Below are 26,075 nucleotides of genomic sequence, written 5' to 3'. Positions count from 1 at the left end.
AAAAGCAATCAAAAACAGTCAAATTCTTGACTGTTTTTTGTTTAATATGGCTTGATATATCAAGTCATATACTTGAAAAATTCTTTATTTTATGGAATTGTATGTAATTGTTTTTCAATAAAAAATTTTCAGATAATTATTGAAATTTCACTGCTTTTATGTTACAATGAAGCTAATAAATATGAGGTAAAAATATGGCCGATTTACTAGAAAAAACACGAAAAATTACGTCTATTCTGAAACGCTCGGAAGAGCAGATGCAGGAAGATTTGCCCTATAATGCTATTACGCGCCAGTTGGCTGATATTATCCACTGCAATGCCTGCATTATCAATAGCAAGGGACGTCTTCTAGGCTATTTCATGCGCTATAAGACCAATAATGACCGCGTAGAAGCTTTTTTCCAAGATAAGAATTTCCCAGAGGAGTATGTCCAAGAAGCCAACCTGGTTTATGAAACGGAGGCTAATCTGCCGGTTACGCATGATTTGACGATTTTTCCGGTAGAGACCAAGGACGATTTTCCAGATGGCCTGACTACTATTGCTCCCATCCATGTTTCAGGGATTCGTTTGGGCTCATTGATTATCTGGCGCAATGACAAGGAATTTGCGGACGATGATCTGATTTTGGTTGAGATTGCCAGCACAGTGGTTGGTATCCAGCTGCTTAACTTCCAGCGGGAAGAGGATGAGAAAAATATCCGCCGCCGGACAGCTGTGACCATGGCGGTCAATACTCTGTCTTACTCAGAACTGAGAGCTGTTTCAGCAATTTTGGGAGAGCTCAATGGCAATGAAGGCCAGCTGACAGCATCTGTCATTGCTGACCGTATCGGGATTACCCGCTCAGTGATTGTTAATGCCTTGCGTAAGCTGGAGAGTGCAGGGATTATTGAAAGCCGCTCGCTGGGAATGAAGGGAACTTATCTAAAAGTCCTGATTCCGGATGTCTTTGATGAAATTAAAAAGAGGGACTACTAATGGCTAAAGCACTGATTTCCATTGATTATACAGTTGATTTTGTCGCAGATGAGGGCAAGTTGACAGCAGGAGCGCCCGCTCAGGCAATTTCTGAAGCCATTGCTCAAGTGACTGAGGCAGCTTTTGACAGAGGCGATTATATCTTCTTTGCTATTGATGCCCATGATGAGAATGATGCCTTTCACCCAGAAAGCAAGCTGTTTCCGCCTCACAATATCAAAGGAACTAGCGGTCGCAATCTTTATGGTCCTTTGGCTGATTTTTATGACAAGTATCAAGCAGATTCGCGGGTCTTTTGGATGGATAAGCGACATTATTCTGCTTTTTCTGGTACGGATTTAGATATCCGCCTGCGGGAAAGAAAGGTAGATACGGTTATTTTGACAGGGGTCTTGACGGATATTTGCGTCTTGCATACAGCGATTGATGCCTATAATCTTGGTTATCAGATTCAGGTGGTAGAGCCAGCTGTAGCTTCTCTGTCAGAGGAAAATCACAAATTTGCCTTAAACCACTTGCAAAATGTTCTGGGTTCGACTATAATAGATACAATTTAAGAGTAAAAGAGAAGCAGAGTAGGCTTGCTGACTTGCACAGAGAGTGCTGATAGCTGAGAGCAGTACCAAGAAAGCAAAAACCGAAGAACATGTTTCGTAATCTTTTGTGTGATTAAGCACAAACGTCGCTCACGTTACGAGTTCAGAGGCTGCCTTTTAGGGCGGCGAATAACAGTGGTACCACGGCTTTCGTCTGTTTTAGAGACGGAAGCTTTTTATTTTGCAGTAGGTCCAGTGAAGACGATGGGGAAATATAGCTAATATCCTGAACAATAGGGCGGAGCTACTAATTGTTTTGAAAGGGAAAGAACATGAAAGAAATTTTTATCGGAAACTATGGTTTAGAACAGGTCGGACAGACCATGACCGCAACTGGCTGGGTGGCCAATATCCGCAATCACGGTAAGCTGGCCTTTATTGAATTGCGGGATCGCGAGGGCTTGCTTCAGGTCTTCGTTGGCGGTGAGATTGAAGATTTTGCTAAGCTGGAAGACATTGGCAAAGAGGATGTCATTGCAGTGACGGGGCAAGTGGTTCAGCGGGAAGAGCGCTTTGTCAACAAGGCCATCAAGTCTGGCCAGATTGAGCTGAGGGCAGAGAAGATTGAGGTTATTGCTAGCAGTAAGGCCCTGCCTTTTGAGCTGGACCAGCATGCCCATACAGGGGAAGACCTGCGTCAGAAATACCGCTACCTGGACTTGCGGCGTGAGAAGATGACACATAACCTCAAACTGCGTCACCAGGTCACCTCAACCATTCGGGAATATTTGAACCGTTTGGACTTTTTGGAAGTGGAGACGCCTTATCTGACCAAGTCAACTCCTGAAGGAGCTAGGGATTTCTTGGTGCCTAGTCGGGTCTTTAAAAACCAATTCTACGCGCTGCCTCAGAGCCCTCAGATGCTCAAGCAGTTACTGATGGGCGCTGGCCTCGAGCGCTATTATCAGCTTGTTCGTTGTTTCCGTGACGAAGACCTGCGGGGGGATCGCCAGCCAGAGTTTACCCAGGTGGACTTGGAGCTGAGTTTTGCCAGCGAGGAAGAAATCCGAGCTCTGGTTGAAGCTATGCTCAAGGCTGTCGTCAAGAAAACTCACGGTTTAGAGTTGACAGAAGCTTTTCCGACTATCAGTTATGAAGAGGCTATGAGCCGCTTCGGCTCTGATAAGCCGGATACGCGCTTTGGTCTGGAGCTAAAGAATTTGACGGATTTATGCCAGTCCAATGACTCTCTTCTCATCAAGAAAGCCTTGGATAGCCAAGAGGAAGTGATGGGAATTTGTGTGCCGGATGCGGCTAGCGCTTTTAGTAAGAAACAACTGAGTCATTACTATCAGGAAATGAAGGAATTTGGCTGCAGTCGTTTTGCCAGCCTCAAGGTTGAAAATAGTCAGTTAGTTGGTGATTTGGCTAGCACCTTTGAGGCTGAGAGTCGGGATTTACTAGCACGTTTTGAGGCCAAGGATGGAGACCTCATACTGCTAGTCATGGCCAAGAAGCGTCGGGCTCAGGAAGCTTTAGGACATCTGCGTATAGAAGTCGCGAAAGCTTTAGATTTGATTGATCCGAGTCTGCTTCATTTTCTCTGGGTTGTGGATTGGCCGCTGCTGGAGTGGAATGAAGACCAAAACCGCTATCAAGCCATGCACCATCCTTTCACACAGGGCATTTTTGAAGAAGGTCAGGAGCCAGATCAATTCCGCAGTCACGCTTACGACATCGTCTTGAATGGCTATGAAATCGGCGGTGGGAGTCTACGGATTCATGACAGGAAGGCTCAGGAAGCGATGTTTGAGCTATTGGGCATGAGCCGGGAAGACTATGAGCGGGACTTTGGTTTCTTCCTGGAAGCCTTAGAATACGGCTTCCCACCACACGGCGGCTTGGCTCTAGGCTTGGATCGCTTGGTTATGATTTTGGCTGGGGAAGAAAATATCCGGCAAGTCATCGCCTTTCCGAAAAATGGTACTGGCTTTGACCCTATGCTGGAAAGTCCGAGTTTGGTAGACCAAAGACAGCTCAAAGAACTGCATTTGGAATTGAAGAATTAGCCTGAAATATGGTAAAATGAAATGATGCGAATTCCTGAAGAATAGCAGGAAGATGCTGAAGAAAAGGGCTAGCGGATGTCAAATAAATCAGCGTCCCTGGCTTGTCAAAGTAAAGGTGAGCTGAAGCTTGGAAATAAAGATGTCATCTAGAAATTGTTATTTTCAGTCGCTAAAGCTCACATATCTTATGAAAGGAATCAGAGATGAAGATTACTCAAGAAGAAGTAAGTCACGTTGCTAAGCTGTCAAAACTGGCTTTCTCACCAGAAGAAACGGCTGAGTTTGCGACGACCTTAACCAAGATTGTCGATATGGTCGAATTGCTCAATGAAGTGGACACGGAGGGTGTGCCTTTCACTTCCAATGTAGCTGCCAATATCAACTATATGAGAGAAGATGTGGCACAGCCAGGCTGGAATCGGGAAGAGCTTTTCCAAAATGTACCTGAAAAAGAGCGGGGCTACATCAAAGTGCCTGCCATCCTAGATGACGGAGGAGATGCCTAATGACTTTTAATCACAAGACTATTGAAGAGCTGCACGATTTGTTGGTCAAGAAAGAAATTTCTGCAGTAGAGTTAACTCAGGCAACTTTAGCAGACATCAAAGAACGTGAAGCGGCTGTGGACAGCTTCATTACTGTCAGCGAAGAGGAGGCTTTAGCTCAGGCTGCGGCTCTAGACGCCAAGGGCATTGATGCGGACAATCTTATGAGCGGAATTCCGCTGGCAGTCAAGGATAATATCTCAACCAAGGGGATTTTGACGACGGCTGCTTCTAAGATACTCTACAATTACAAGCCGATTTTCGATGCGACTAGCGTAGAGAAGCTTTACGGTAAGGACATGATTATCGTTGGTAAGACCAACATGGACGAGTTTGCCATGGGGGGTTCTAGCGAAAACTCTTACTTTAAGACGACTAAGAATGCTTGGGACAGCAGCAAGGTTCCTGGTGGATCATCTGGTGGTTCAGCGACAGCTGTTGCCTCTGGTCAGGTTCGTCTGTCACTGGGTTCAGATACGGGTGGTTCTATTCGTCAACCGGCTTCCTTTAACGGTGTAGTCGGCCTCAAGCCAACTTATGGACGGGTTTCGCGTTTTGGTCTCATTGCCTTTGGCTCTTCTTTAGACCAGATTGGGCCTTTCTCTCAGACAGTGAAGGAAAATGCCCAGCTTTTGAATGTTATTTCTGGTAATGATCCTAAGGACTCTACATCATCACAAGAAGCAGTACCAGACTTTACCAGCAAGATTGGCCAAGATATCAAGGGGATGAAGATTGCCTTGCCTAAGGAATACATGGGTGAGGGAATTGACAGCAAGGTCAAGGAAACGATTTTAGCAGCAGCGAAGCACTTGGAAAGTCTAGGAGCTATCGTTGAAGAGGTTAGCCTGCCTCACAGCAAGTACGGCGTGGCTGTTTACTATATCATTGCTTCCTCTGAAGCCAGCTCTAACCTGCAACGTTTTGACGGTATTCGCTATGGCTACCGCGCAGAAGGCATTGAAAATCTAGAAGATGTCTATGTCAAATCTCGTAGTGAAGGCTTTGGTGAAGAGGTGAAACGCCGCATCATGCTGGGAACTTTCAGTTTGTCATCTGGTTACTACGATGCTTATTTCAAGAAAGCTGGTCAGGTTCGGACCTTGATTATGCAAGATTTTGCTAAGGTTTTTGAAAAATACGACTTGATCTTAGGCCCAACTGCACCAACGGTTGCTTATGACTTGGGCAGTCAAAACCAAGATCCAGTGGCCATGTATCTGGCTGACCTTTTGACCATTCCAGTCAATCTGGCTGGCCTGCCGGGCATTTCAATCCCAGCTGGCTTTGTAGATGGTCTTCCTGTCGGCCTGCAGCTGATTGGGAACCACTTCGATGAAGCGACTATCTATCAAGCAGCCGCAGCATTTGAAGCGACGACTGACTACCACAAACAGCAGCCAGTTATCTTTGGAGGTGAAAAATAATGAACTTTGAAACAGTTATCGGACTGGAAGTCCATGTTGAATTGAAGACCAATTCAAAAATTTTCTCACCGGCTCCAGCTCACTTCGGTGAAGATCCAAATGCCAACACCAATATCATTGACTGGTCCTTCCCGGGTGTTCTGCCTGTTATGAACAAGGGTGTTATTGACTATGGTATCAAGGCTGCTCTGGCTTTGAACATGGATATTCACCAGAAGATGCACTTTGACCGCAAGAATTACTTTTATCCGGACAATCCAAAAGCCTATCAAATTTCTCAGTTTGATGAGCCAATTGGCTACAATGGCTGGATTGAGATTGAACTAGAAGATGGCACGACCAAGAAAATCCGTATCGAGCGAGCCCACTTGGAAGAAGATGCAGGAAAGAATACCCACGGCAGCGATGGCTACTCTTATGTGGACCTCAACCGCCAAGGGGTGCCGCTGATTGAGATTGTATCGGAAGCAGATATGCGCAGTCCAGAAGAAGCTTATGCCTATCTGACTGCCCTCAAGGAAATCATCCAGTACACGGGTATTTCGGATGTCAAGATGGAAGAGGGTTCCATGCGGGTTGATGCCAATATTTCTATCCGTCCTTACGGTCAGGAAGAGTTTGGTACTAAGACTGAGCTGAAAAACCTCAACTCTTTCAACTTTGTCCGTAAGGGTCTGGCATTTGAGGAAAAACGCCAAGCTGAAATCCTACGCAGTGGTGGCCAAATCCGTCAGGAAACCCGTCGTTATGACGAAGCGACTGGCGAAACCCTGCTCATGCGGGTCAAGGAAGGTTCAGCGGACTACCGTTACTTCCCAGAGCCTGATCTGCCTATCTTTGAGATTGAAGATGCTTGGATTGAGCAAGTGCGCAGCAGTCTGCCAGCCTTTCCAAAAGAACGACGTGCCAAGTATGTGGGAAACTACGGCCTGTCTGACTACGATGCCAAACAGTTGACAGCGACGAAAGCAGTTTCAGATTTCTTTGAAGCAGCTGTTGCCGCAGGAGGTGACGCTAAGGCTGTCTCTAACTGGCTCCAAGGAGATGTAGCCCAATATCTCAATGCCGAAGGCAAGACTATCTCTGAGATTGAGCTGACACCCGAGAATCTGACTGAGATGATTGCTCTGATTGCAGATGGCACGATTTCCTCTAAGATTGCTAAGAAGGTCTTTGTCCATCTGGCTAAAAATGGTGGCTCTGCTAAGGAATATGTACAAAAAGCAGGCCTGATTCAAATCTCAGACCCTGCCCAGCTTCTGCCAATCATCCAAGAAGTATTTGCCAACAACGAAAAAGCTATCAATGACTATAAGGGTGGCAATAAGAATGCGGCTAAGTCCCTGATTGGCCAGCTCATGAAGGCTACTAAGGGCCAAGCCAACCCACAAGTAGCACAAAAACTGCTCAATGAAGAGTTGGAGAAATTATAGAAATAAGTAGAAAACCAGTCGTGAGGCTGGTTTTTTATGTAGAAATCTAAAAAATTCAACTGTATAAAGCGTTGACCAAGTGACAACTTTGGATTATAATTAAGGAGTAAACACAAATAAAATTGTTTTTTAGGGAGGAAGATTATGGAAGGAAAAATTTTGTTGAAGGATATTCTAGATTTCGATGATAAAGAAATCTCAAGAGTTAAAATAAAGTTTAATAATTGGACAGGGGAGAATCCAGTTGAAACTTATTTAAGAGAGCCAGAATTATTAAATAGTTTCAATTTATTTTGGAGAAACCAAAGACGATATTATAATATAGATGACATTGCAGTTAATCTTGTTCAAATGAGTTATGATACTTGGCTTTTGACAACTATAAAAGAAGTCACTAAAGAATTGGGTGTTACATTTGGTCAAAATTATGAAGGAAGAGAGTTAATTAAATATTCTGGTTTATATGGACGTTTGATTGTTCGTTGCAAAAGGCCTAGTAGAGCACCTGTGTTTCATTTCAAAAATATCGTGGAAAAAATAGAAGTATTTCAAATTTTGCCGGATGTATATGGAGGTGATGATTTTCCTGGTTATGATAATATAAGTTTGTCCTACCATCAATTAGAAACAATTTTACGATTTAAAAAGAAAGATTGGATTACTGCTCTTTCAAATCAGAAAGCAGTATACTTACTTACTGATAAACAGAATGGTAAATTATATGTTGGTTCTGCAACAGGAGATAACGGAATGTTGCTACAAAGATGGCAATCCTATATTGATAGCATACATGGAAATAATAAAGAGCTTAAGGAGCTCGTCTCTCATGAAGGAGTTGAATATATAAAAGAAAATTTTCAATACTCGGTTTTAGAGAATTATAATGGTAAAGTTGATGATTCATTTGTGTTGAAAAGAGAATCTTGGTGGAAGAATATTTTGAAGTCAAGAGAATTTGGCTATAATGCAAATTAGGATAAAAATAAAACGGGAGATATTATAATGGGAAGTTACAATAATTGGGAAAGAGACATGCGTGAACAGGAGAGAAACGCAGAATTAAAACGGCAAGGTGATCTTTTACAACAACAAACAAACCTCCAACACACTCAATTGATATTGCAAGAAAGACAGGCTGAAAAAGAAGAAGAGAGATTCTATGAAGATAGAATTCATCAGTTACGTGTCCTCATGGCACAAACAGATAATCCTGAGAAATTGACGAAATTACAAAGTCTGCTTGATGATGCGGTTGAAGAATATAATGAAGTTGAAGCAAGAAATAGAAAAAAGGAGAGGTGGAGAAAAATTTACTTTCTAGTTCCTAGTGTAATAATGATATGTTTTGGAATTTATGCTTTTATAGCTATACAGCATGACTCTTCTAAAAATAATCAAAATGGGAAATCACCATCATCTGTGTTGAAAAGTTCTTCATCAAAGAAGGATTCAAAAATAGACAAGACAAAAAATATTAGTGCTCCAAGTGTAACTAATCAAAAAACATTTACTATGGAGAACTATGTTGGTCAAACAAGATCAGCCGTGGTTGAAAATCTGAAAACAAACTATAATGTTTCTGAGAAATTGATTGAGATTGTTGAGGAAGAATCAGACGAGTACGAGCCAGGTCAGGTGATTCGTCAGTCACCGGCAGCTGGTTCGACCTATGATTTGTCTTCTAATCATAAGATCAAGCTGACCGTAGCGAAAGAAGTGCCTAGTATGCTTATGCCTGACTTTGGCAGCATGCAGTACACCTATGCCAATGCTCGTAGTTACTTAATTCAAATGGGAGTTTCTTCGTCTCGGATTGAGCGGGTTGTTGATCGAAAGGTTACTTCGACACAAGCGGATTTGGTGACTTCTCAGTCGCCAAAGGCAGGTCAGAAAATTGACCTCAAGTCTAATAAAAAAATCACTCTTTACGTGACAGAAGCAACGACACCATCATCATCTAGCTCGTCATCATCATCTAGCAGTTCGAAAAATAGCTCATCATCTGATGATGAAAATCATTCTAGTAGTTCTAGTTCTTCCGACTATTGATATTTTTGCTATATCATAATTCCCTTATTTGTAGTCTCAAGTTTTCTATGTTAAAATAATAGAAAAAACAAAGGAGTCTTTTATGTCAGAAATTAAAATCAAACGCGAGACAGGTTTTGTAGGGATTATTGGTAAGTTTCCAGTCTTTATCGATGGTCAGAAAGTTGGCGCAATCAAAAACGGAGAAGAGGTTGTTTTTCCAATTGCGGCTAATGAAGCAGAAGTCCGTGCGGGATCTGCTCCTATGAAAACCAAGCCAGTGACAGTTAAAGCAGGCCAAACCTTGCTGATTGAAACTAATTTTACTAATTTTTCCGTTTATTTAGTAACTTTAGTGGTTGCGCTTCTATTTGGCGGATGGCTTCGTGTGATTCTCTTGATTCTGTGCATTAGCTTCCTCTTCCTTCTGCCTTTTTATACTGCTAGAATTGCAGAATAAGTCTATGACCAGCTGATGCTGGTTTTTTGTATGCTATTTTTTGAAAATGTAGCTAATCTTTTGACAAGATTTCTGAAAGGGTTTACAATAAAACTAATAAATTATAAAGCGAGGTATGTTTATGGCAAAAATGAATGCTGCGCGTTGGTATGGCGCTAAAGATGTTCGTATTGAAGAAGTGGATGTACCGGAAGTCCAACCGCATCAGGTCAAAATTGCGGTCAAGTATACAGGAATTTGTGGAACTGACTTGCATGAATATCTGGACGGACCGATTTTTATTCCGACAGAAACAGAGCACGTCTACTCTGGCCAGAAAGCGCCTGTAACTTTGGGACATGAGTTTGCTGGGGAAATTGTTGAGGTCGGCAGTGCTGTGACACGGGTCAAAGTTGGCGATCGGGTAACAGTTGAGCCCATTTTAGCTAAGCATAATCTTGTCGGTGACTATAATCTGGACCCTAATCTAAACTTTGTTGGTCTGGCGGCAGACGGCGGTTTTGCCAAATACTGTGTTTTGGACGGAGACATTGTTCACAAAGTTCCAGACAGCCTTAGCTATGAGCAGGCGGCCTTGACAGAACCAGCTGCTGTGGCTGTTTACGCGGTCCGTCAGTCGGCTCTTAAGACAGGCGATACAGCAGTTGTCTTCGGTTTGGGACCAATCGGACTCTTGATTATTGAGGCTTTGCGGGCAGCCGGTGCCTCTAAGATTTATGGAGTTGAATTATCTCCAGAACGCCAAGCCAAGGCAGAGGAGCTTGGGGCCATCATTGTGCGACCAGAAGAAGGCGAAGATGTGGTAGCTGCTATTCAGCGTTTAACTGGTGGCGGGGCAGATGTGTCTTATGAAGTGACTGGGGTGCCGGTTGTGCTGGGACAAGCTTTAGCTGCTGTCCACAAGGCTGGAGAATGTATGGTGGTTTCTATCTGGGAACGAGAAGCTAACATTAATCCAAATGAATTTGCCATTCAAGAGAAATCGCTTAAGGGCATTATCGCTTACCGGCATATTTTCCCTAAGGTGCTGGAGCTGATGGAGCAGGGCTATTTCTCTGCTGACAAGCTTGTGACCAAGAAGATTAAGCTAGAGGATATTGTGCAAGAAGGCTTTATCGAGCTGACTCAGGACAAGGCGCAGATCAAGATTTTGGTATCGCCAGAATAAAATCTTTGCTTAATCATGAGACGAAAATCAGTCAAAACTGGCTGATTTTTCTTTATGGTTTGTGCTGTAATAAGTAAAGTTTTAGAAAGAGGTTGGGATGTCAAAAGTTTTGAAAGGTTCATTTCATATTTTTCTGAAAGTCGCTTTAAGCTGATTCCTTGTTTTCTTAGTTCATAGATTCGAACTTTATCCTCATAAGTTAGTTTCATTTTAACCCCCCAAAAAGTTAGATTTTTTCTGTCTAACTTTTGGGGTGCGGTGCAATTCAACTTCTTTTCATTTGGAGACCATTTTCCAGAAAAAATCAATGATATAGGTCAATCCGTAGGTATAGATGACGAGAGTGATAGGCTTGCAGAGAAGGATAATCAGCATGTACTTTTTAAAAGTCATCTTGGTCAGGGCGGCCAGCATACATAGAAAGTCGGCTGGACTGATGGGCCAAATCATCATGAAAATAAAGAAGCGCTCAAATCGGTTGCCCTTATCCAGCCAGCTGATATATTTATCATAAGTACGCTTGCTGACAACAGACTGAACAAAAGCTGGACCGTAGGTGCGCGCCAGGTGAAATATAATGGCGCAACCAATGACAATACCGATATAGTTATAAATGGTGCCGATGATATGACCGTAGATGAAAACGCCAGCGACAGAGGTCAGGGCGCCAGGGATAATGGGCACGACTGTCTGTAGAATCTGCAAGAAGATAAAGAGGGGTGGACCCCAAATGCCCGCCTGCTGGATAAAGGCTGAGAGAGTTTCCTTGGACTGGAGGATGCCAGCGAAATAGGCCCAGAGACAAAAGGCTACCGTTCCTAGAGCGCCAATAGCGGACGACCAGTTGATAATCTTTTGCAAAAGAGGGGAAACAGCCTGCATCTGCCTGTTTTTTTCTGCCATACAAACCTCCAGAACATTTATACTATCACTACTATATCATCTTTTGCCCTTTTTGTAATCTTTGAGGCTGTAAGTGCCAAAAAGCCCATTTTATGCTATAATAATGAGAATACGAATTTTTGGAGAGAGATGTGGCGATTGAAGATTATATGCCGGACTTTGCGGTTGAGGCAGTTTACGATTTGACAGTAGAGAGTTTGAAAAGACAGGGGATCAAAGCGGTTTTGGTGGATTTGGATAATACCCTGATTGCTTGGAATAATCCTGATGGGACCCCAGAGATGAAGAAGTGGCTCCATGATTTGCGGGACGCGGGCATTCGGATTATCGTGGTGTCCAATAATAACCAAAAACGGGTCAAACGGGCTGTTGAAAAGTTTGAAATTGACTATATCTACTGGGCGATGAAACCCTTCACTTGGGGAATTGAACGGGCACTCAAGCTTTTTCATTTTGAAAAAAATGAAGTGGTCATGGTGGGTGACCAGCTCATGACGGATATTCGGGCAGCTCATCGGGCCGGGATTCGTTCGATTTTGGTTAAGCCACTGGTTGAGCACGACTCTATCAAGACTCAAATCAATCGGGCGCGTGAACGCCGTGTGCTCAAAAAAATCACTGAAAAATACGGCCCAATTCAATACAAAAAAGGAATTTAAGTATGGAAGAACTTCTCTGTATCGGCTGCGGTGCCACTATTCAGACAGAAGATAAGGGCAAGCTAGGCTACACGCCCCAGTCAGCTCTAGAAAAAGGCTTGGAGACAGGCGAACTCTATTGTCAGCGCTGTTTCCGCCTGCGCCATTATAATGAAATCAGCGATGTTCAGCTGACGGATGATGACTTTCTGCGGCTTCTCCATGAGGTTGGAGATAGCGACGCTTTGGTCGTCAATGTTGTCGATATTTTTGACTTTAATGGCTCGGTCATTCCTGGCCTACCTCGCTTTGTCGCAGGAAATGATGTTCTCTTGGTCGGGAATAAAAAAGATATTCTGCCTAAGTCAGTCAAGGATAGCAAGGTGACCCAATGGCTGACGGAGCGAGCTCACGAAGAAGGTCTGCGTCCAGTCAATGTGGTCTTGACCTCTGCTCAGAACAAGCAGGCAATCAAGGACTTGATTGACAAGATTGAGCATTGCCGCAAGGGACGTGACGTTTATGTAGTCGGCGTGACCAATGTGGGCAAGTCCACTCTGATTAACGCCATTATTCAGGAAATCACGGGCGATAAGGATATTATTACGACTTCGCGTTTCCCGGGTACAACTCTGGACAAAATCGAGATTCCTTTAGCGGACGGCAGTCATATCTATGATACGCCGGGCATTATCCATCGTCACCAGATGGCTCACTATCTTTCTGCTAAGAATCTCAAATACATCAGTCCTAAAAAGGAAATCAAGCCCAAAACTTACCAGCTCAATCCAGAGCAAACCCTCTTTTTGGGTGGCCTAGGCCGCTTTGACTTTGTGGCAGGTGATAAGCAAGGCTTCACGGCTTATTTTGACAATGAGCTCAAGCTCCACCGGACCAAGTTGGAAGGTGCCAGCGGCTTTTATGACAAGCATGTCGGCGGTCTCTTAGTGCCGCCAGTTGGCAAGGAAAAGGAAGAATTTCCAACCTTGGTCAAGCATGAATTTACCATCAAGGACAAGACGGATATCGTCTTCTCTGGTCTGGGTTGGATTCGCGTCAGTGGACCTGCCCGAGTAGCTGGTTGGGCGCCAGAGGGTGTAGCGGTTGTCACTCGGAAAGCTATTATATAATACTCAAGAAACCAAGGGGAATAAATCCCCTTAAAATAAGGAAGGAAAAGGCCGTGAACAGTGATGAGACAAGCAAGTCCCAACTGTCTCAAGCCTTATAGAAGAACATGACACTAACATCAAAACAACGGGCCTTTCTCAACAGTCAGGCACATAGTCTCAAACCTATCATTCAGATTGGGAAAAATGGACTCAATGACCAAATCAAAACCAGCGTACGTCAAGCACTGGACGCACGAGAACTGATTAAGGTTACGCTTTTGCAGAATACGGATGAGAATATCCACGAGGTCGCAGAGATTCTGGAAGAAGAAATCGGAGTGGATACGGTGCAGAAGATTGGCCGGATCTTGATTCTCTACAAGCAGTCCAGCAAAAAGGAAAATCGCAAACTCTCTGTCAAAGTCAAGCAAATTTAAGGAAAAATTTCTGTGGAGATGTCAGCCTATGGCTATTGAATTACTGACCCCCTTTACCAAGGTAGAATTAGAACCAGAAGTTAAAGATAAAAAACGCAAGCAGATTGGCATACTAGGTGGGAATTTCAACCCTGTCCACAATGCTCATTTGGTCGTGGCGGATCAGGTCCGGCAACAGTTAGGCTTGGATCAGGTTCTGCTCATGCCAGAGTACGAGCCGCCTCATGTGGATAAGAAAGAGACCATCGATGAAAAGCATCGGCTGAAAATGCTGGAGCTGGCTATCGAAGGCATTGAAGGCTTGGGAATTGAGCCCATTGAGCTGGAGCGCAAGGGAATTTCTTACAGCTACGACACCATGAAGCTCCTGACAGAGCAGCATCCAGATACGGACTATTACTTTATCATCGGTGCGGATATGGTGGACTATCTTCCCAAGTGGTACCGGATTGATGAGCTGGTTGAGCTGGTTCAGTTTGTCGGTGTTCAGCGGCCGCGCTACAAGGCGGGGACTTCTTACCCTGTCATCTGGGTGGATGTGCCGCTTATGGATATTTCCTCCAGTATGGTGCGGGATTTTCTTGCTCAGGGACGGACTCCAAATTTCCTGCTGCCTCAGCCAGTCTTAGACTATATCGAGAAAGAGGGGCTTTACCTATGACCTATGAAAGCTATATCAGCATGAGCCGTGAGGCCTTGCTGGCTAAGATGGAAACAATCATGTCTGATAAGCGCCTGCGGCATTGTCTAGGTGTGGAAAAGGCTGCCCGTGAATTAGCGGAGCGCTTCAGTCTTGACATCGAAAAAGCGGGTCTTGCAGGTCTTCTACACGACTATGCCAAAAAGGTCTCGGATGAGGATTTCCTATCCTTGATTGACAAATACCAGCTGAATCCTGACCTCAAAAATTGGGGTAATAATGTCTGGCATGGCATGGTGGGGATTTACAAGATTCAGGAAGATTTAGGAATCGAAGATGCAGAGATTCTCCGAGCCATCGAGATTCATACAGTAGGCAGTGGCACCATGTCTGAACTGGACAAGGTCGTCTATGTCGCTGACTATATCGAGCACAACCGAGATTTTCCGGGAGTAGACAAGGCCAGAGAGCTGGCTCAGCGGTCGCTTAATCAGGCTGTGGCCTACGAAACAGCAAGAACTGTGGAGCATCTAGCCCGTAAGGGGATGCCTATCTATCCCCAGACCTTGGAGACCTACAATGCCTTTGTAGGATATTTGAAGGAAATAGAAGAATGAAAATAGCTCTAATTATTATAGATGTACAAAATATCTTAGTGGAGACAGGTTTTCAGTCTGATAAAATGATGGATAAAATTTCCTTTCTGCAGCATCAGGCTAGGAGTAAAGGTGTCGAAATTATCTATATTCAGCATATTGAAAATCCAGAAGACAGTGCATTGGAAGATTGGCAGTTGTCTCCTCTCTTGAATAGAAAGTCAGACGAAAAGGTCTTTCAGAAGAAATATAATAGTATATTTAAAGAGACAGGTTTGAAGGATTACTTGGATAAAGAAGATATTGGTCGTCTAGTTTTATGTGGAATGCAGACGGAATATTGTGTAGATGCATCAGTTAAAGTTGGATTTGAATTTGATTATAAACTTGTCATTCCAGAAGGTGCTTTTACAACTTTTGATGGAGAAGACGCTTCGGCAGAAAAAATAAATACTTTTTACCAAACAATTTGGGACGGACGTTTTGCGGATGTTCTAGATTACAAAAACATTTTTAATTAAAGAGGAACTATGAAAGAACAAGAATTATTGGAACTGGTCGTGAAAGCGGCCGATGAAAAGCGTGCAGAAGATATTGTGGCGTTGGACCTGCAAGGTTTGACTACTGTGACAGATTACTTTGTCATCGTCAGCTCGATGAACAGTCGTCAGCTGGATGCAGTCGCTGAAAATATCCGTGAAAAAGCTGCTGCGGCGGGTGTGTCTGCTGGTCATGTTGAGGGGGATGCAGCTGGTGGCTGGGTGCTCTTGGACTTAGGCGGCGTGGTCGTCCATGTCTTTTCTGAGGAGATGCGTGCGCATTACAATCTGGAAAAACTCTGGCACGAAGCAACTGGTGTAGATGTTGCAGCCTTATTGGAAGAAAAAAACAAGTGATTTTTTGCCCTTGGGCAGAAAGCAGAATTCGGCTCAGTCAGCCTGCTGGCTGGGCTATTTTTGAAAGGAAAAGTATGGCAACTTATGAAACCTTCGCGTCGGTTTACGATGCGATTATGGATGATTCTTTGTATGAGAAGTGGACGGATTTCAGCCTGCGTCATTTTCCCAAGGATAAGAAAAAGCTGCTGGAGTTGGCCTGTGGTACGGGCATTCTGTCTATTTATTTTAAGCAGGCAGGTTTTGATGTGACGGGGTTGGACTTGAGTCAGGAAATGCTAGATTTGGCAGAGAAGCGCAGCAGAGAGGCCGGTTTGGACATTCCCTTTATTCAGAGCAATATGCTGGATTTGAGTGGCATAGGTCAGTTTGATTTGGTGACTTGTTATTCAGACTCAATTTGCTATATGGAGGACGAAGTGGATGTCGGTCAGGTCTTCACTCAAGTTTACCAGCATCTAAATGAGGGGGGGCGCTTTATCTTTGACGTACACTCGATTTACCAGATTGACGAGGTTTTTTCAGGCTATTCTTATCATGAAAATGCTGAAACTTTTGCCATGGTATGGGATTCTTATGCGGACGAACCGCCTCATTCTATTGTGCATGAGTTGACCTTCTTTGTCCAAGAGGAGGATGGGCGCTTCACGCGCCATGATGAGGTGCATGAGGAGCGGACCTATGAGATCCTGACCTATGATATCTTGCTGGAGCAGGCTGGCTTTAAGAATGTCAAGGTTTACGCGGACTTTGAGGACAAGGAGCCAACAGAAACAAGTAGACGTTGGTTCTTTGTAGCGGAGAAATAGAAGGAGCTTTTTATTATGTCAAATAATGATAGGATTTTATTTTGGCTAGTCATTTTGTATTTTCTGTTCTATTTAGTTAAATTTTATGTTAAAAACTGGAACAGAAAAAAAATAGAGAATTTTTTAAATTCACTGATAGATAAGTTGAAAGAAATATATTCAAGTGACTGGGATTTTATCAATAAATTACTTTCTGCAAAAATAGTAAAAAAATTTTTAGGGGTTATGCTAGGAGTAATTATTCTAATAGTATTACTCTGTTTATATTTAGTTAGGTTGATATTGGGATATCCAATTTCATTTTTTAATAAGATATTAGACGTAGAGAAAGAAAATGGATTTGAGTTGTTAAAATATATAATATTCCCTATTTTTTTAGCTTTTTGTTTTGTTAAATACTCAAAATCAGTAAAAATTAATAGCAAAGTGTTGGAATTAATTATAAAATTTTATGATGAAATTTTGATACTATTGTCAAATAATATGTTCTTGATATTCACTATTATCTCTCTACTTTTAATACCTAATCTACTTAAGTTTATCTTAAGAAAGGAACCACCGATAATAAGAGATATTTCTATTTATTTTTCTAAATGGATTCAAGCTGTTACAATTATACTATTATTTATTTTAATTGTCGGGGCTTATTTCCTTTTATTGGATGATTTAAATAATAATCAGGTTGATTCGTATACAATTATCCCTATGTTTATTGCAGGTTGTGTGATTTGCTCAAATATTATCATTAAATTATTAGCTGCTATACATAATGGTGAGACAGAATGACAGTTACCGGTATTATCGCAGAGTTTAATCCTTTTCATAATGGGCACAAATATCTGCTGGAGCAGGCTTCTGGTCTGAAAATTATCGCTATGAGCGGCAATTTTGTCCAGCGAGGCGAGCCGGCTATCGTGGATAAGTGGACTCGGGCACAGATGGCTTTGGAAGCTGGAGCGGATCTGGTTCTTGAGCTGCCTTTATTGGTCAGTGTTCAGGCGGCGGACTTTTTCGCTAAGGGGGCAGTAGACATCCTAGAGAGGCTGGGCATCGAACAGCTGACTTTTGGGACTGAGGAAGTGTTGGACTATGAGAGTATTTCGAGGGTCTATGGTCAAAAGGCAGAGCAGATGGAGGCTTATCTGTCTAGCCTGCCTGGTTCCCTATCCTATCCTCAAAAGACTCAGGCAATGTGGCAGGAGTTTGCAGGGCTCAATTTCTCAGGCTCTACGCCCAATCATATCTTGGGCTTGGCCTATGCCAAGGCTGTGACGGGAAAGGTTATAAAGCTGTGCCCGATTCAACGTCAGGGCGCTGGTTATCATTCCTTATCAGCTAATCAGGAATTTGCTTCCGCAACTGCCCTTCGTCAGAATCTGGACCAGCCAGACTTTCTCAAAAAATTCACCCCAGCCCATCACTTGCTGGAAACGGCTCCCAAGGTGATCTGGTCGGACCTCTTTCCTTATCTCCGTTACCAGATAGTGACCTGTCCGGATTTGACAGACTTTTATCAGGTCAATCAGGAGTTGGCCGTCAGGATTAGAGTGGCCTTGAAAAGCAGTGAGACCATAGAAGAGCTAGTTGAACAGGTGGCGACCAAGCGCTATACCAAGGCTCGGGTCCGGCGTCTGCTGACCTATATCCTGGTCGGAGCTAGGCAAGAAGAGCTTCCGTCAGGTGTTCATATTTTAGGCTTTTCCGAGCAGGGGCGTCAGCATTTGTCCCAGCTTAAGGGAAATGTTGAATTGGTCAGCCGTATCGGCAAGGAACCGTGGGACAGTTTGACCCAGCAGGCCGACAAGGTCTATCAGCTAGGCAATCCTGCACTTAGGGAACAGAATTTTGGACGGGTTCCGATTATGAAAGACAAGTAAGGCTGAATATTCAGCCTTTTTGCTTTGTTTGCGACGGTAAATAAAAAATGGTATAATAAACAAATAAACTTGTTTTCACTAAGGAGCATGATTTGCTTTTTAGTGGTTTGACTGTGGGTATGAAAGCTAGTATTCGGTCAATAAAACATTGCTGGGCTTGATTGAATGATTATCTTTCCTATCCATGTTTTAAAGGAGGAAGACTCATGAAATTCAAAAAGATTACCTTTATGGCCCTTACAGCTTTGCTTACGCTTAGTTTAGGTGCTTGTAGCTTGATTGGGCAGAAGCATTCTCAAAAGAATCAGGGTGGAACTGAGAATAGCTCCCGTGAGAGCCAAAAGAATACTTCTTCTGACGATATTGAAGAACTCTTGGAGAAAGCAGAAACTGCGAATGAAGATCTAACTTCAATGAAAATGAAGGTGAAATTATCTATCACTGTAGATGGTTCCAATAAAACTCAAACGATGAGCGGAGATCTTCTGTATGATAAAAGCACGGATGAGCTGGCCAAGGGGCATTTAGTCATAGATGGAAAAGAGAGCAGTCAGGAGAGTTATCAAGAAGCGATTATGCCAGGCGGAGAGGATAAACTTTTGTATACTCGTTCTTCTAAAAATGGAACATGGTCTAAGCAAGAAATGGGAAGCGGGGCAGATTATTATGTTCAGCCCGATTATTTCAAACTCATGGATGGCTTTTATCAAATGGCTGATGATGTCACTGTAAAGGAAAGCGGTGATGAATATATCTTTAAATTAAGCAGTAAAAACGCTGACTTGCTGGGGCTTTTTGGTGAAGAATTCAAACTAGAGCTAACAGGTGTTACTCAGGCTGATATGGATAAGAAGTTAGAAGTACGCTTGGATAAAAAGACCTTATTCTTAAAAGACTTCAAGCTAGGTCTATCTTATAAGGGTGAAGAAGGTAGTTTGGATGTTCAAACAGATACTCAATATTCTGACTGGAATAAGGTAGAGGAAGATGAGTTTAAGGCGCCTCAGTAAAGCATAAGCAAAACTATTAGCTGAGAAAGGAAAAGCCATGCCTTTATTGTTTGCTTTTCGCTATCGTAGAGGACTCTATTTGACCATAGTCATCTTGGCCTCTGTCTTCTTGGTCTCAGGCATCATTTTTGGCGCTTTAGCTTCCTTGCTCTTGTTTTCAATTGATAAAGCCATGCCTGGAGCAGGAATACGCTCGTTCAGTTTGCCTTTTATACTTGCTTTTTTCATGACTGCTGTAGTCGAAATCTTTGCAATAGTCCATGCGGGGCGCAAGCTGAGTAAAAATTGCTTTGTTCTTGCGGGAACAGAGTGGGGCTTGACCGTGCGAGGCGCTTTGTTGAAAGAGCATAGCTTTGCTTGGAATCAACTGGAAAGTGTTTTTTACCGGCCGGCTTGGGGCAGAACTTCTGATGGGCAGCCTTCTTTTCGATTGGGGGTCAGGTACTATCGGAGAGACTACTTATATGTCAAGCCTTATAATGGCAAGTCCGTTCGTGTAGATGTCACTTTTTTAGATGGCAGAATAGAGGATTTTTTTGCTTGCTTAAGCAGGTGCAAACCGGATTTGCCTATTGTGAAAAATTATCAGTGATATTTTTAATGGATTTTGATAAAGTTCTGCTATGACAGACCTGCCAGTTTCAGGAAATAGAATGTACCGTCCAGTTGCTTTTTTAGCGACTGGATTTTTTATGGAAGGAAAACTGAAATCAATTTTGTCTCGATTTCAGGCTAACAAGAGTTGAAGAATGCAAGCTGAATCTTCTAGAAGCTATCATTTTTTCTTAGTGATTTTTCTGATTCCCTGTGTTATAATAAGAAAGATTAAAAATGTAATTTATCAAAAGGAGAATCTCCAATGGGACGTAAATGGGCCAATATTGTGGCAAAGAAAACGGCCAAAGACGGCGCGAACTCAAAAGTATATGCTAAGTTTGGTGTGGAAATCTATGTAGCAGCTAAAAAAGGTGATCCAGATCCAGAGTCTAACACAGCTTTGAAATTTGTTATTGACCGAGCTAAGCAGGCTCAGGTGCCGAAGCATGTCATTGACAAGGCCATCGATAAGGCAAAAGGAAACACTGACGAAACCTTTACTGAAGGCCGCTATGAAGGATTTGGGCCGAACGGTTCTATGCTGATTGTCGATACCCTGACTTCAAATGTCAATCGGACTGCAGCCAATGTTCGTGCTGCCTTTGGGAAAAATGGCGGTAATATGGGAGCTAGTGGCTCTGTATCTTATCTTTTTGATAATAAAGGCGTGATTGTCTTTGCTGGGGACGACGCTGACAGTGTCTTTGAACAGCTGCTGGAAGCGGATGTGGATGTTGATGATGTTGAAGCAGAAGAAGGAAGCATCACTGTTTATACAGCGCCAACTGACCTTCACAAGGCTATCGTGGCTCTGCGTGAATCTGGCATTCAAGAATTCCAAGTAACCGAGCTTGAAATGATTCCTCAGTCTGAAGTAGAGTTGACCGGTGAAGACCTCGAAACCTTTGAAAAACTCTATAGCGTTTTGGAAGACGATGAAGATGTCCAAAAAATCTATACGAATGTAGATGGATTCTAAAGATACTTGACCTGTAGTTGGAGCTACAGGTTTTTCTGTGATGAGAAGTCTCAAACTGTATTTACCAATGCAGCTAAGTATGGTAAAATAGAAAGGTCATATTATTAAGTTATTAAGGAGACAATGATGAAAAAAGTATTTCAATACACAACCTTGCTTTTAGCAGGAATGAGCTTAACTGCCTGTGCCTTGCTTCCGACTTCAAATCAGGATATTCCAAGTAAGCAAAGTCAGGAGAAGAAGGACAAGAAAGCAGCCAGCAATGGGCAAGTAGAGGTCAAGATTAAGGAAGGCCAGTTTATTTTGCCAAGCAATGGGGCCGCTGATTCAAAATACTTAGCTTTGTCATTGGAAATTAAGAATAAAACGGATGAAAAAATCATGATTTCCTCTTCAGACATTGGCTTTTATGATTCAGAAGGTGAGAAAATCCAGCCGGTCGGAGTTTATGATGATGCAGAAAACTTTAAAATACTGAAATATGAAGATTTAGCTAAGGGAAAGACTCTTTCTGGTTATCTTGTATTTAAGGTTGAAAAGGATAAAAAATATGAGCTGCACTATGAGAAGAAAACTTATGATGCTGATGAGAAAACAGAAGAAATCAAGCTAAATGTTGATCCTTCTAGCTATCCTGATCAAGTCGAAGAGTCAAAGAAATTAGCTTCTGATTATCTGAATGATGTTTTCTTGGGTGGAGACGCCAAAAGCAAAGACAAGGCAAAGTCATCCAAGGGCAAGGAAGATTTTGTCTTAGGCGGTAATTTGGAGCAAGATAAAAATGACTTTAGAGCAGCTTTTGCTGAAGACTTTAAACGTAAATTGCATGACTATCCCTTTACTGATAAGGAAGTCAATACCTTTATCGATGCCTATGTGGAAAATAATGCAAAACGCTCCGAAATTTCTTATACAGTAGCCCAGTACATGCCGAATGAGATAGTGATCAAGATTAAACCGAGAACGGTCAGTCTAAGCAAAACCATCCTGAACTACAGTAAAGAGTTTTCTGATAAGCATCGTTCTGAGTATGCGAATCTTTCGGAATTCTATAAAGCACAAGATAAGAATTATGCTGATGACATGATGGCTGGATTGGACTCACGGCCGCTTCTCACCCCAGAACGAGATTATCAGCTGAAATTTGTCAAGACAGATGGCAAATGGGTCTTGGAGCGTGATTTTTCTTATGAATCCATTGTCATTTCTTTCGAAGGCGATATCTCATAATAGCAAAATTAGAGGGCTGATTATTGATTATTTGCTCTCTATTTTTGTGCCCTCGTCTTGCTTTGTGCTATACTGGATGGTAGATAGGTGTATTCGAGTAAAGGAGTCTGCCATGAAAAAATTTTATGATAAACTGATGCAAACGCGGCATTATCTTCATCAGCATCCAGAACTGTCTGGGCAGGAATTTGAAACGACAGCTTTCCTAAGAAGCTATCTGGAAGATTTAGAGATTAGGATTTTAGAATCCGGTCTGAAAACGGGCTTGGTTGCCGAGGTTGGCTCTGGCAAGCCGATTATTGCCCTGAGGGCTGATATCGATGCTCTGCCTATTTTGGAGCAGACAGGTCTGCCTTACGCCAGTCAGAATGCAGGCGTTATGCACGCTTGCGGCCATGATTTTCATCAGACCAGCCTTTTGGGGGCAGCGGAGCTGCTCAAGGCTATGGAAGGAGATTTGAGAGGGACGGTTCGTCTGATTTTCCAGCCGGCTGAGGAAACTTCTCTGGGAGCCAGTCAGGTACTTGCGACTGGTTTGCTGGACGATGTGTCTGCGATTATCGGCTTTCACAATATGCCCCAGCTTAAGGCGGGGCAGCTGGCACTTAAAGCTGGAGCCATGATGGCTGGGGTTGAGAAGTTCAAGGTTGAAGTAGAAGGTGTCAGCAGCCATGCGGCTAGACCGGATTTGGGGGTTGATACAGTATTGACCTTAACCAGTATGATTCAAAATCTGCAGGCTCTAGTGGCCCGCACAGTATCTCCTTTTGAAGCGGCTGTCTTATCTGTGACTCATATCGAAGCTGGAGCGACCTGGAATGTACTGCCGCAGTCGGGCTTTTTTGAAGGAACGATTCGCAGCTTCAATCCGACCTTGCAGCAGCGTCTCAAGGAAGACTTTATCCGAATTGTAGAGAATACAGCTGAGAATTTTGGAGCTCAGGTCAGGATTTCTTGGGACCATACTCCTCCAGTGACCTATAATGATCCCGAATTGGCTGAGCTGCTCTATGAGCACTCACGGAATCTGGCAGAGGTTCTGCCAGCCAATCCATCCTCGGCTGGAGAAGATTTTGCCTTTTATCAGGAGAAGCTTCCAGGTGTCTTTGCCTTTATCGGCTCAAATGGGGCAGAAAATGCTCCTGACCTCCATCACGACAGCATGGTCATTGACGACGAAGCTTTCAAAGTTTCCGTTCCTTACTATGTGGAGAGCGCCCTCTTTCTCCTGCAGCACTACAGGCAGAAAGTCGAGTGAATGACTGCCTCAAAGCTGATAAAGAAAAGCTATCACCTCCATAAAAAATATATAATGGTCAAGCTTCTCCTTATTTGATATGATAAAGAAAGACTTTTTAGGAGGAATTCGAAATATGAACCTGAAGAAAACCTTGAAATACTTCTCTTTGACAGCTGTCAGTGTCTTGGCCATTGGTGCCTTGGTGGCTTGCTCATCATCAAGTAATAAGAAAACAGAGAAAACAAAGGTAGAAGTCGGAACAGTAGGAACGACCAAACCATTTTCATACGAGGATAAAGACGGTAAACTGACTGGATATGATATCGAAGTCCTTCGTGCTATCTTTAAGGACTCAGACAAGTATGAAGTCAATTTCAATAAGACCAAGTGGGCTTCTATTTTCTCAGGTCTGGACAGCGACCGCTACCAGATCGGTGCCAATAATATCAGCTACTCTGAAGAACGAGCTAACAAATATCTCTATGCTAGTCCATATGCGAAAAATCCAACAGTTTTAGTTGTCCGTAAAGGTGAGGGGATTAAATCGCTGGATGACATTGGCGGCAAGTCTACTGAGGTTGTTCAGGGGACTTCAACAGCTCAGCAACTAGAGGACTACAACAAGGAACATAGCGATAATCCGACAAAAATCAATTATACGGACGGAACCATTCAGCAAATCTTGGCCAATCTGAATGACGGCCGTACGGACTATAAAGTTTTTGAGCGCATAACTGTAGAGTCTATTATCAAGGACCAAGGCTTGAAAAATCTGGAAGTGATTGAGCTTCCAAGTGATCAGCAGCCTTATGTCTATCCGATTATCGCAAGCGGTCAGGAAGACCTGCAAAAATTTGTCAACAAGCGAATCAAGGAACTCTATGAGGACGGTACGCTTGAAAAACTATCACAAGAATTCTTTGGCGGTTCTTACCTGCCAGATGCAAAAGACATCAAGTAAGAAATCCCATCAAGTCCAGTCTGCATTTGGCTGACTAGACTTTGATACAAGAAATACGATAAGGGCGGGGAAGCTTATTTCCCCAGCCCTTTATCTGCTGTTAATAGGAGTAACGCATGCCTTTCTCAACTGAGACTGAACAAATCAAGAAATTTGAAAACGACGAGGTGGCCCAGCACTATTTTGAAGTGCTGCGAACCTTGATTTCTAAAAAATCAATCTTTGCCCAGCGGGTTGGTCTGCAGGAAGTAGCCAACTATTTGGGAGAGATTTTTACAGCTGCAGGTGCCAAGGTCATGATTGACGACAGCTATACTGCTCCATTTATTTTGGCGGAGTTTCTTTCTTCAAATCCTGCTGCTAAGACTATTATTTTCTACAACCACTACGATACAGTGCCGGCAGACGATGACCAGCCATGGACAAATGATCCCTTTACACTGTCGGTTCATTACGGGGTTATGTATGGGCGAGGAGTGGATGATGACAAGGGGCACATTACCGCTCGTCTGACGGCCGTTCGCAAGTATATTCGAGAGCACGGTGATTTGCCGGTCAATATCATCTTTATGATGGAAGGGGCAGAAGAGTCCGCTTCAACAGACTTGGATAAATATTTGGCCAAGCATCGCAAACACCTGCGAGGAGCGGATTTGCTGGTCTGGGAGCAAGGCAGCCGCAACAATTTAGGTCAGCTGGAAATCTCAGGCGGCAACAAGGGAATTGTTACCTTTGACATGACGGTCAAAAGTGCAGATGTAGACATCCATTCCAGCTTCGGTGGGGTTATCAATTCAGCTTCTTGGTATTTGCTCAATGCTTTATCCAGCTTGCGCAGTCCAGACGGCCGCATTCTAGTTGAAGGCATTCATGAGCAGATTCAAGAGCCAAATGAACGAGAGCTGGCCTTGATTGAGGAATATGCCCTGCGGACTCCTGAAGAGTTGAGTCAAGTCTATGGCTTGAAATTGCCGGTTTTGTTGGGCGAACGGAAGGAATTTCTCCGTCGCTTTTACTTTGAGCCCTCGCTGAATATTGAAGGTTTCGGATCAGGCTATCAAGGCCAAGGGGTTAAAACCATTTTGCCTTCAGATGCCCAGGCCAAGATGGAGGTTCGTCTGGTGCCAGGTCTGGAACCACAAGATGTTTTGGACAAGATTCGTCAGCAGCTGGATAAAAATGGCTATCCAGCGGTTGAGCTGACCTATACCTTGGGAGAGATGAGCTATCGAAGCGACATGAGTGCACCTTCCATTCTCAATCTTATCGAACTGGCTAAAGATTATTACCAAGAGGGCATATCTGTTCTGCCGACTTCAGCTGGAACTGGTCCGATGCACACGGTCTATGAGGCCTTGGAGGTTCCTATGGCGGCTTTCGGACTCGGCAATGCCAATAGTCGAGATCATGGCGGAGATGAGAATGTGAAAATTGCTGACTACTATACTCACATAGAGCTCATTCAGGAGCTGATTGGCAGTTATCGTCGAGCTGACTAGCG

At 43.3% G+C, this 26,075-nt stretch carries 27 protein-coding genes and 2 pseudogenes; 27 read left to right on the top strand and 2 right to left on the bottom strand.

Features of this window, described 5'->3' with window-relative positions; translation table 11 throughout:
- Positions 1–194: 194 nt before the first annotated feature.
- The 10 genes and pseudogenes from codY to J1C91_RS08840 all read left to right on the top strand — a co-directional run bounded on the left by codY (position 195) and on the right by J1C91_RS08840 (position 10,649).
- Positions 195–983, top strand: coding sequence for a GTP-sensing pleiotropic transcriptional regulator CodY (gene codY / locus J1C91_RS08885; protein WP_002896308.1), 789 nt, complete (start codon positions 195–197; stop codon positions 981–983).
- Positions 983–1,540 carry a cysteine hydrolase family protein gene (locus tag J1C91_RS08880; RefSeq protein ID WP_002910427.1) on the top strand — a complete coding sequence of 186 codons (558 nt, stop codon included), beginning with the start codon at positions 983–985 and terminating at the stop codon, positions 1,538–1,540. The genes codY and J1C91_RS08880 overlap by 1 nt, the downstream gene beginning before the upstream one ends.
- A gap of 311 nt (positions 1,541–1,851) precedes the next feature.
- Positions 1,852–3,588, top strand: coding sequence for an aspartate--tRNA ligase (gene aspS, locus J1C91_RS08875; protein ID WP_002910426.1), 1,737 nt, complete (start codon positions 1,852–1,854; stop codon positions 3,586–3,588).
- A 203-nt stretch (positions 3,589–3,791) separates the two neighbouring features.
- Positions 3,792–4,094 (top strand): Asp-tRNA(Asn)/Glu-tRNA(Gln) amidotransferase subunit GatC, encoded by a 303-nt coding sequence (gene gatC, locus J1C91_RS08870; RefSeq protein ID WP_002896305.1) that lies wholly within the window; start codon positions 3,792–3,794, stop codon positions 4,092–4,094.
- Entirely contained in the window at positions 4,094–5,560 is a 1,467-nt protein-coding gene (gene gatA, locus J1C91_RS08865) for an Asp-tRNA(Asn)/Glu-tRNA(Gln) amidotransferase subunit GatA (protein ID WP_009659366.1), read from the top strand. The genes gatC and gatA overlap by 1 nt, the downstream gene beginning before the upstream one ends.
- Positions 5,560–6,993, top strand: a complete 1,434-nt coding sequence (gene gatB / locus J1C91_RS08860; RefSeq protein WP_009659360.1) for an Asp-tRNA(Asn)/Glu-tRNA(Gln) amidotransferase subunit GatB — start codon at positions 5,560–5,562, stop codon at positions 6,991–6,993. Before gatA ends, gatB begins: the two co-directional genes overlap by 1 nt.
- 144 nt (positions 6,994–7,137) lie before the next feature.
- Positions 7,138–7,968 carry a GIY-YIG nuclease family protein gene (locus J1C91_RS08855; protein ID WP_009659362.1) on the top strand — a complete coding sequence of 277 codons (831 nt, stop codon included), beginning with the start codon at positions 7,138–7,140 and terminating at the stop codon, positions 7,966–7,968.
- Positions 7,969–8,493: 525 nt separating this feature from the next.
- A pseudogene (locus J1C91_RS08850) lies at positions 8,494–9,042 on the top strand (PASTA domain-containing protein); the annotation flags it as partial.
- Between the two features lie 82 nt (positions 9,043–9,124).
- Entirely contained in the window at positions 9,125–9,481 is a 357-nt protein-coding gene (locus J1C91_RS08845) for a hypothetical protein (protein WP_002907115.1), read from the top strand.
- 121 nt (positions 9,482–9,602) lie between these two features.
- Positions 9,603–10,649: a 2,3-butanediol dehydrogenase gene (locus tag J1C91_RS08840; protein ID WP_009659357.1), complete on the top strand. Its 1,047-nt coding sequence runs from the start codon at positions 9,603–9,605 to the stop codon at positions 10,647–10,649.
- A gap of 104 nt (positions 10,650–10,753) precedes the next feature.
- On the opposite strand, the pseudogene J1C91_RS08835 reads toward J1C91_RS08840, so the two are convergent.
- Positions 10,754–10,858: pseudogene (locus J1C91_RS08835) on the bottom strand (transposase); the annotation flags it as partial.
- Between the two features lie 67 nt (positions 10,859–10,925).
- Positions 10,926–11,552 carry a TVP38/TMEM64 family protein gene (locus J1C91_RS08830; RefSeq protein WP_009659851.1) on the bottom strand — a complete coding sequence of 209 codons (627 nt, stop codon included), beginning with the start codon at positions 11,550–11,552 and terminating at the stop codon, positions 10,926–10,928.
- Between the two features lie 131 nt (positions 11,553–11,683).
- Here J1C91_RS08830 and J1C91_RS08825 point away from each other — a divergent pair, with 131 nt between their 5' ends.
- The 17 genes from J1C91_RS08825 (at position 11,684) to J1C91_RS08745 (ending at position 26,073) form a co-directional block, all read left to right on the top strand.
- A complete protein-coding gene (locus tag J1C91_RS08825; protein ID WP_185761341.1) occupies positions 11,684–12,211 on the top strand; it encodes a YqeG family HAD IIIA-type phosphatase in 528 nt (175 codons plus the stop codon).
- Between the two features lie 2 nt (positions 12,212–12,213).
- On the top strand, positions 12,214–13,320 hold the full coding sequence (gene yqeH / locus J1C91_RS08820; RefSeq protein WP_125439134.1) for a ribosome biogenesis GTPase YqeH: 1,107 nt from the start codon (positions 12,214–12,216) through the stop codon (positions 13,318–13,320).
- A 107-nt stretch (positions 13,321–13,427) separates the two neighbouring features.
- The gene (gene yhbY, locus J1C91_RS08815) at positions 13,428–13,739 is read left to right on the top strand and encodes a ribosome assembly RNA-binding protein YhbY (RefSeq protein WP_002896287.1); all 312 of its coding nucleotides are present in this window, start codon (positions 13,428–13,430) and stop codon (positions 13,737–13,739) included.
- Between the two features lie 28 nt (positions 13,740–13,767).
- Positions 13,768–14,400 carry a nicotinate-nucleotide adenylyltransferase gene (locus tag J1C91_RS08810; RefSeq protein WP_125439136.1) on the top strand — a complete coding sequence of 211 codons (633 nt, stop codon included), beginning with the start codon at positions 13,768–13,770 and terminating at the stop codon, positions 14,398–14,400.
- Positions 14,397–14,996, top strand: a complete 600-nt coding sequence (gene yqeK / locus J1C91_RS08805; protein WP_125439138.1) for a bis(5'-nucleosyl)-tetraphosphatase (symmetrical) YqeK — start codon at positions 14,397–14,399, stop codon at positions 14,994–14,996. The genes J1C91_RS08810 and yqeK overlap by 4 nt, the downstream gene beginning before the upstream one ends.
- Positions 14,993–15,496, top strand: a complete 504-nt coding sequence (locus J1C91_RS08800; protein ID WP_125439140.1) for a cysteine hydrolase family protein — start codon at positions 14,993–14,995, stop codon at positions 15,494–15,496. Before yqeK ends, J1C91_RS08800 begins: the two co-directional genes overlap by 4 nt.
- A gap of 9 nt (positions 15,497–15,505) precedes the next feature.
- Positions 15,506–15,871, top strand: coding sequence for a ribosome silencing factor (gene rsfS / locus J1C91_RS08795; RefSeq protein ID WP_002901020.1), 366 nt, complete (start codon positions 15,506–15,508; stop codon positions 15,869–15,871).
- 74 nt (positions 15,872–15,945) lie between these two features.
- Positions 15,946–16,680, top strand: coding sequence for a class I SAM-dependent DNA methyltransferase (locus J1C91_RS08790; protein WP_125439142.1), 735 nt, complete (start codon positions 15,946–15,948; stop codon positions 16,678–16,680).
- A 15-nt stretch (positions 16,681–16,695) separates the two neighbouring features.
- Positions 16,696–17,466, top strand: a complete 771-nt coding sequence (locus tag J1C91_RS08785) for a hypothetical protein (RefSeq protein ID WP_125439144.1) — start codon at positions 16,696–16,698, stop codon at positions 17,464–17,466.
- Positions 17,463–18,557: a nucleotidyltransferase gene (locus J1C91_RS08780; protein ID WP_125439146.1), complete on the top strand. Its 1,095-nt coding sequence runs from the start codon at positions 17,463–17,465 to the stop codon at positions 18,555–18,557. Before J1C91_RS08785 ends, J1C91_RS08780 begins: the two co-directional genes overlap by 4 nt.
- A 206-nt stretch (positions 18,558–18,763) precedes the next feature.
- Positions 18,764–19,567: a DUF6612 family protein gene (locus J1C91_RS08775; RefSeq protein WP_125439148.1), complete on the top strand. Its 804-nt coding sequence runs from the start codon at positions 18,764–18,766 to the stop codon at positions 19,565–19,567.
- A 226-nt stretch (positions 19,568–19,793) separates the two neighbouring features.
- Positions 19,794–20,159 (top strand): hypothetical protein, encoded by a 366-nt coding sequence (locus J1C91_RS08770; RefSeq protein WP_185761345.1) that lies wholly within the window; start codon positions 19,794–19,796, stop codon positions 20,157–20,159.
- Between the two features lie 267 nt (positions 20,160–20,426).
- Entirely contained in the window at positions 20,427–21,143 is a 717-nt protein-coding gene (locus J1C91_RS08765; RefSeq protein ID WP_002901009.1) for a YebC/PmpR family DNA-binding transcriptional regulator, read from the top strand.
- A gap of 123 nt (positions 21,144–21,266) precedes the next feature.
- Positions 21,267–22,373, top strand: a complete 1,107-nt coding sequence (locus tag J1C91_RS08760) for a DUF4352 domain-containing protein (protein WP_185761342.1) — start codon at positions 21,267–21,269, stop codon at positions 22,371–22,373.
- Positions 22,374–22,485: 112 nt separating this feature from the next.
- A complete protein-coding gene (locus J1C91_RS08755) occupies positions 22,486–23,631 on the top strand; it encodes a M20 peptidase aminoacylase family protein (protein ID WP_048772601.1) in 1,146 nt (381 codons plus the stop codon).
- Between the two features lie 115 nt (positions 23,632–23,746).
- Positions 23,747–24,574 (top strand): amino acid ABC transporter substrate-binding protein, encoded by an 828-nt coding sequence (locus J1C91_RS08750; protein WP_048772603.1) that lies wholly within the window; start codon positions 23,747–23,749, stop codon positions 24,572–24,574.
- A gap of 116 nt (positions 24,575–24,690) precedes the next feature.
- Positions 24,691–26,073, top strand: a complete 1,383-nt coding sequence (locus J1C91_RS08745) for a M20/M25/M40 family metallo-hydrolase (RefSeq protein WP_125439150.1) — start codon at positions 24,691–24,693, stop codon at positions 26,071–26,073.
- The last annotated feature ends 2 nt before the right edge of the window (positions 26,074–26,075 follow it).

The sequence above is a fragment of the Streptococcus sanguinis genome (assembly GCF_050222175.1).
Lineage (GTDB): Bacteria > Bacillota > Bacilli > Lactobacillales > Streptococcaceae > Streptococcus > Streptococcus sanguinis_M.
The sequence above is the reverse complement of the archived record's forward strand: the minus strand, read 5'-3'. Positions and strand labels throughout refer to the sequence as shown.

Coding starts and splice junctions, on each gene's coding strand:
- codY (WP_002896308.1), top strand. CDS start 195: ATGGCCGATTTACTAGAAAAAACACGAAAAATTACGTCTATTCTGAAA.
- J1C91_RS08880 (WP_002910427.1), top strand. CDS start 983: ATGGCTAAAGCACTGATTTCCATTGATTATACAGTTGATTTTGTCGCA.
- aspS (WP_002910426.1), top strand. CDS start 1,852: ATGAAAGAAATTTTTATCGGAAACTATGGTTTAGAACAGGTCGGACAG.
- gatC (WP_002896305.1), top strand. CDS start 3,792: ATGAAGATTACTCAAGAAGAAGTAAGTCACGTTGCTAAGCTGTCAAAA.
- gatA (WP_009659366.1), top strand. CDS start 4,094: ATGACTTTTAATCACAAGACTATTGAAGAGCTGCACGATTTGTTGGTC.
- gatB (WP_009659360.1), top strand. CDS start 5,560: ATGAACTTTGAAACAGTTATCGGACTGGAAGTCCATGTTGAATTGAAG.
- J1C91_RS08855 (WP_009659362.1), top strand. CDS start 7,138: ATGGAAGGAAAAATTTTGTTGAAGGATATTCTAGATTTCGATGATAAA.
- J1C91_RS08845 (WP_002907115.1), top strand. CDS start 9,125: ATGTCAGAAATTAAAATCAAACGCGAGACAGGTTTTGTAGGGATTATT.
- J1C91_RS08840 (WP_009659357.1), top strand. CDS start 9,603: ATGGCAAAAATGAATGCTGCGCGTTGGTATGGCGCTAAAGATGTTCGT.
- J1C91_RS08830 (WP_009659851.1), bottom strand. CDS start 11,552: ATGGCAGAAAAAAACAGGCAGATGCAGGCTGTTTCCCCTCTTTTGCAA.
- yqeH (WP_125439134.1), top strand. CDS start 12,214: ATGGAAGAACTTCTCTGTATCGGCTGCGGTGCCACTATTCAGACAGAA.
- yhbY (WP_002896287.1), top strand. CDS start 13,428: ATGACACTAACATCAAAACAACGGGCCTTTCTCAACAGTCAGGCACAT.
- J1C91_RS08810 (WP_125439136.1), top strand. CDS start 13,768: ATGGCTATTGAATTACTGACCCCCTTTACCAAGGTAGAATTAGAACCA.
- yqeK (WP_125439138.1), top strand. CDS start 14,397: ATGACCTATGAAAGCTATATCAGCATGAGCCGTGAGGCCTTGCTGGCT.
- J1C91_RS08800 (WP_125439140.1), top strand. CDS start 14,993: ATGAAAATAGCTCTAATTATTATAGATGTACAAAATATCTTAGTGGAG.
- rsfS (WP_002901020.1), top strand. CDS start 15,506: ATGAAAGAACAAGAATTATTGGAACTGGTCGTGAAAGCGGCCGATGAA.
- J1C91_RS08790 (WP_125439142.1), top strand. CDS start 15,946: ATGGCAACTTATGAAACCTTCGCGTCGGTTTACGATGCGATTATGGAT.
- J1C91_RS08785 (WP_125439144.1), top strand. CDS start 16,696: ATGTCAAATAATGATAGGATTTTATTTTGGCTAGTCATTTTGTATTTT.
- J1C91_RS08780 (WP_125439146.1), top strand. CDS start 17,463: ATGACAGTTACCGGTATTATCGCAGAGTTTAATCCTTTTCATAATGGG.
- J1C91_RS08775 (WP_125439148.1), top strand. CDS start 18,764: ATGAAATTCAAAAAGATTACCTTTATGGCCCTTACAGCTTTGCTTACG.
- J1C91_RS08770 (WP_185761345.1), top strand. CDS start 19,794: ATGACTGCTGTAGTCGAAATCTTTGCAATAGTCCATGCGGGGCGCAAG.
- J1C91_RS08765 (WP_002901009.1), top strand. CDS start 20,427: ATGGGACGTAAATGGGCCAATATTGTGGCAAAGAAAACGGCCAAAGAC.
- J1C91_RS08760 (WP_185761342.1), top strand. CDS start 21,267: ATGATGAAAAAAGTATTTCAATACACAACCTTGCTTTTAGCAGGAATG.
- J1C91_RS08755 (WP_048772601.1), top strand. CDS start 22,486: ATGAAAAAATTTTATGATAAACTGATGCAAACGCGGCATTATCTTCAT.
- J1C91_RS08750 (WP_048772603.1), top strand. CDS start 23,747: ATGAACCTGAAGAAAACCTTGAAATACTTCTCTTTGACAGCTGTCAGT.
- J1C91_RS08745 (WP_125439150.1), top strand. CDS start 24,691: ATGCCTTTCTCAACTGAGACTGAACAAATCAAGAAATTTGAAAACGAC.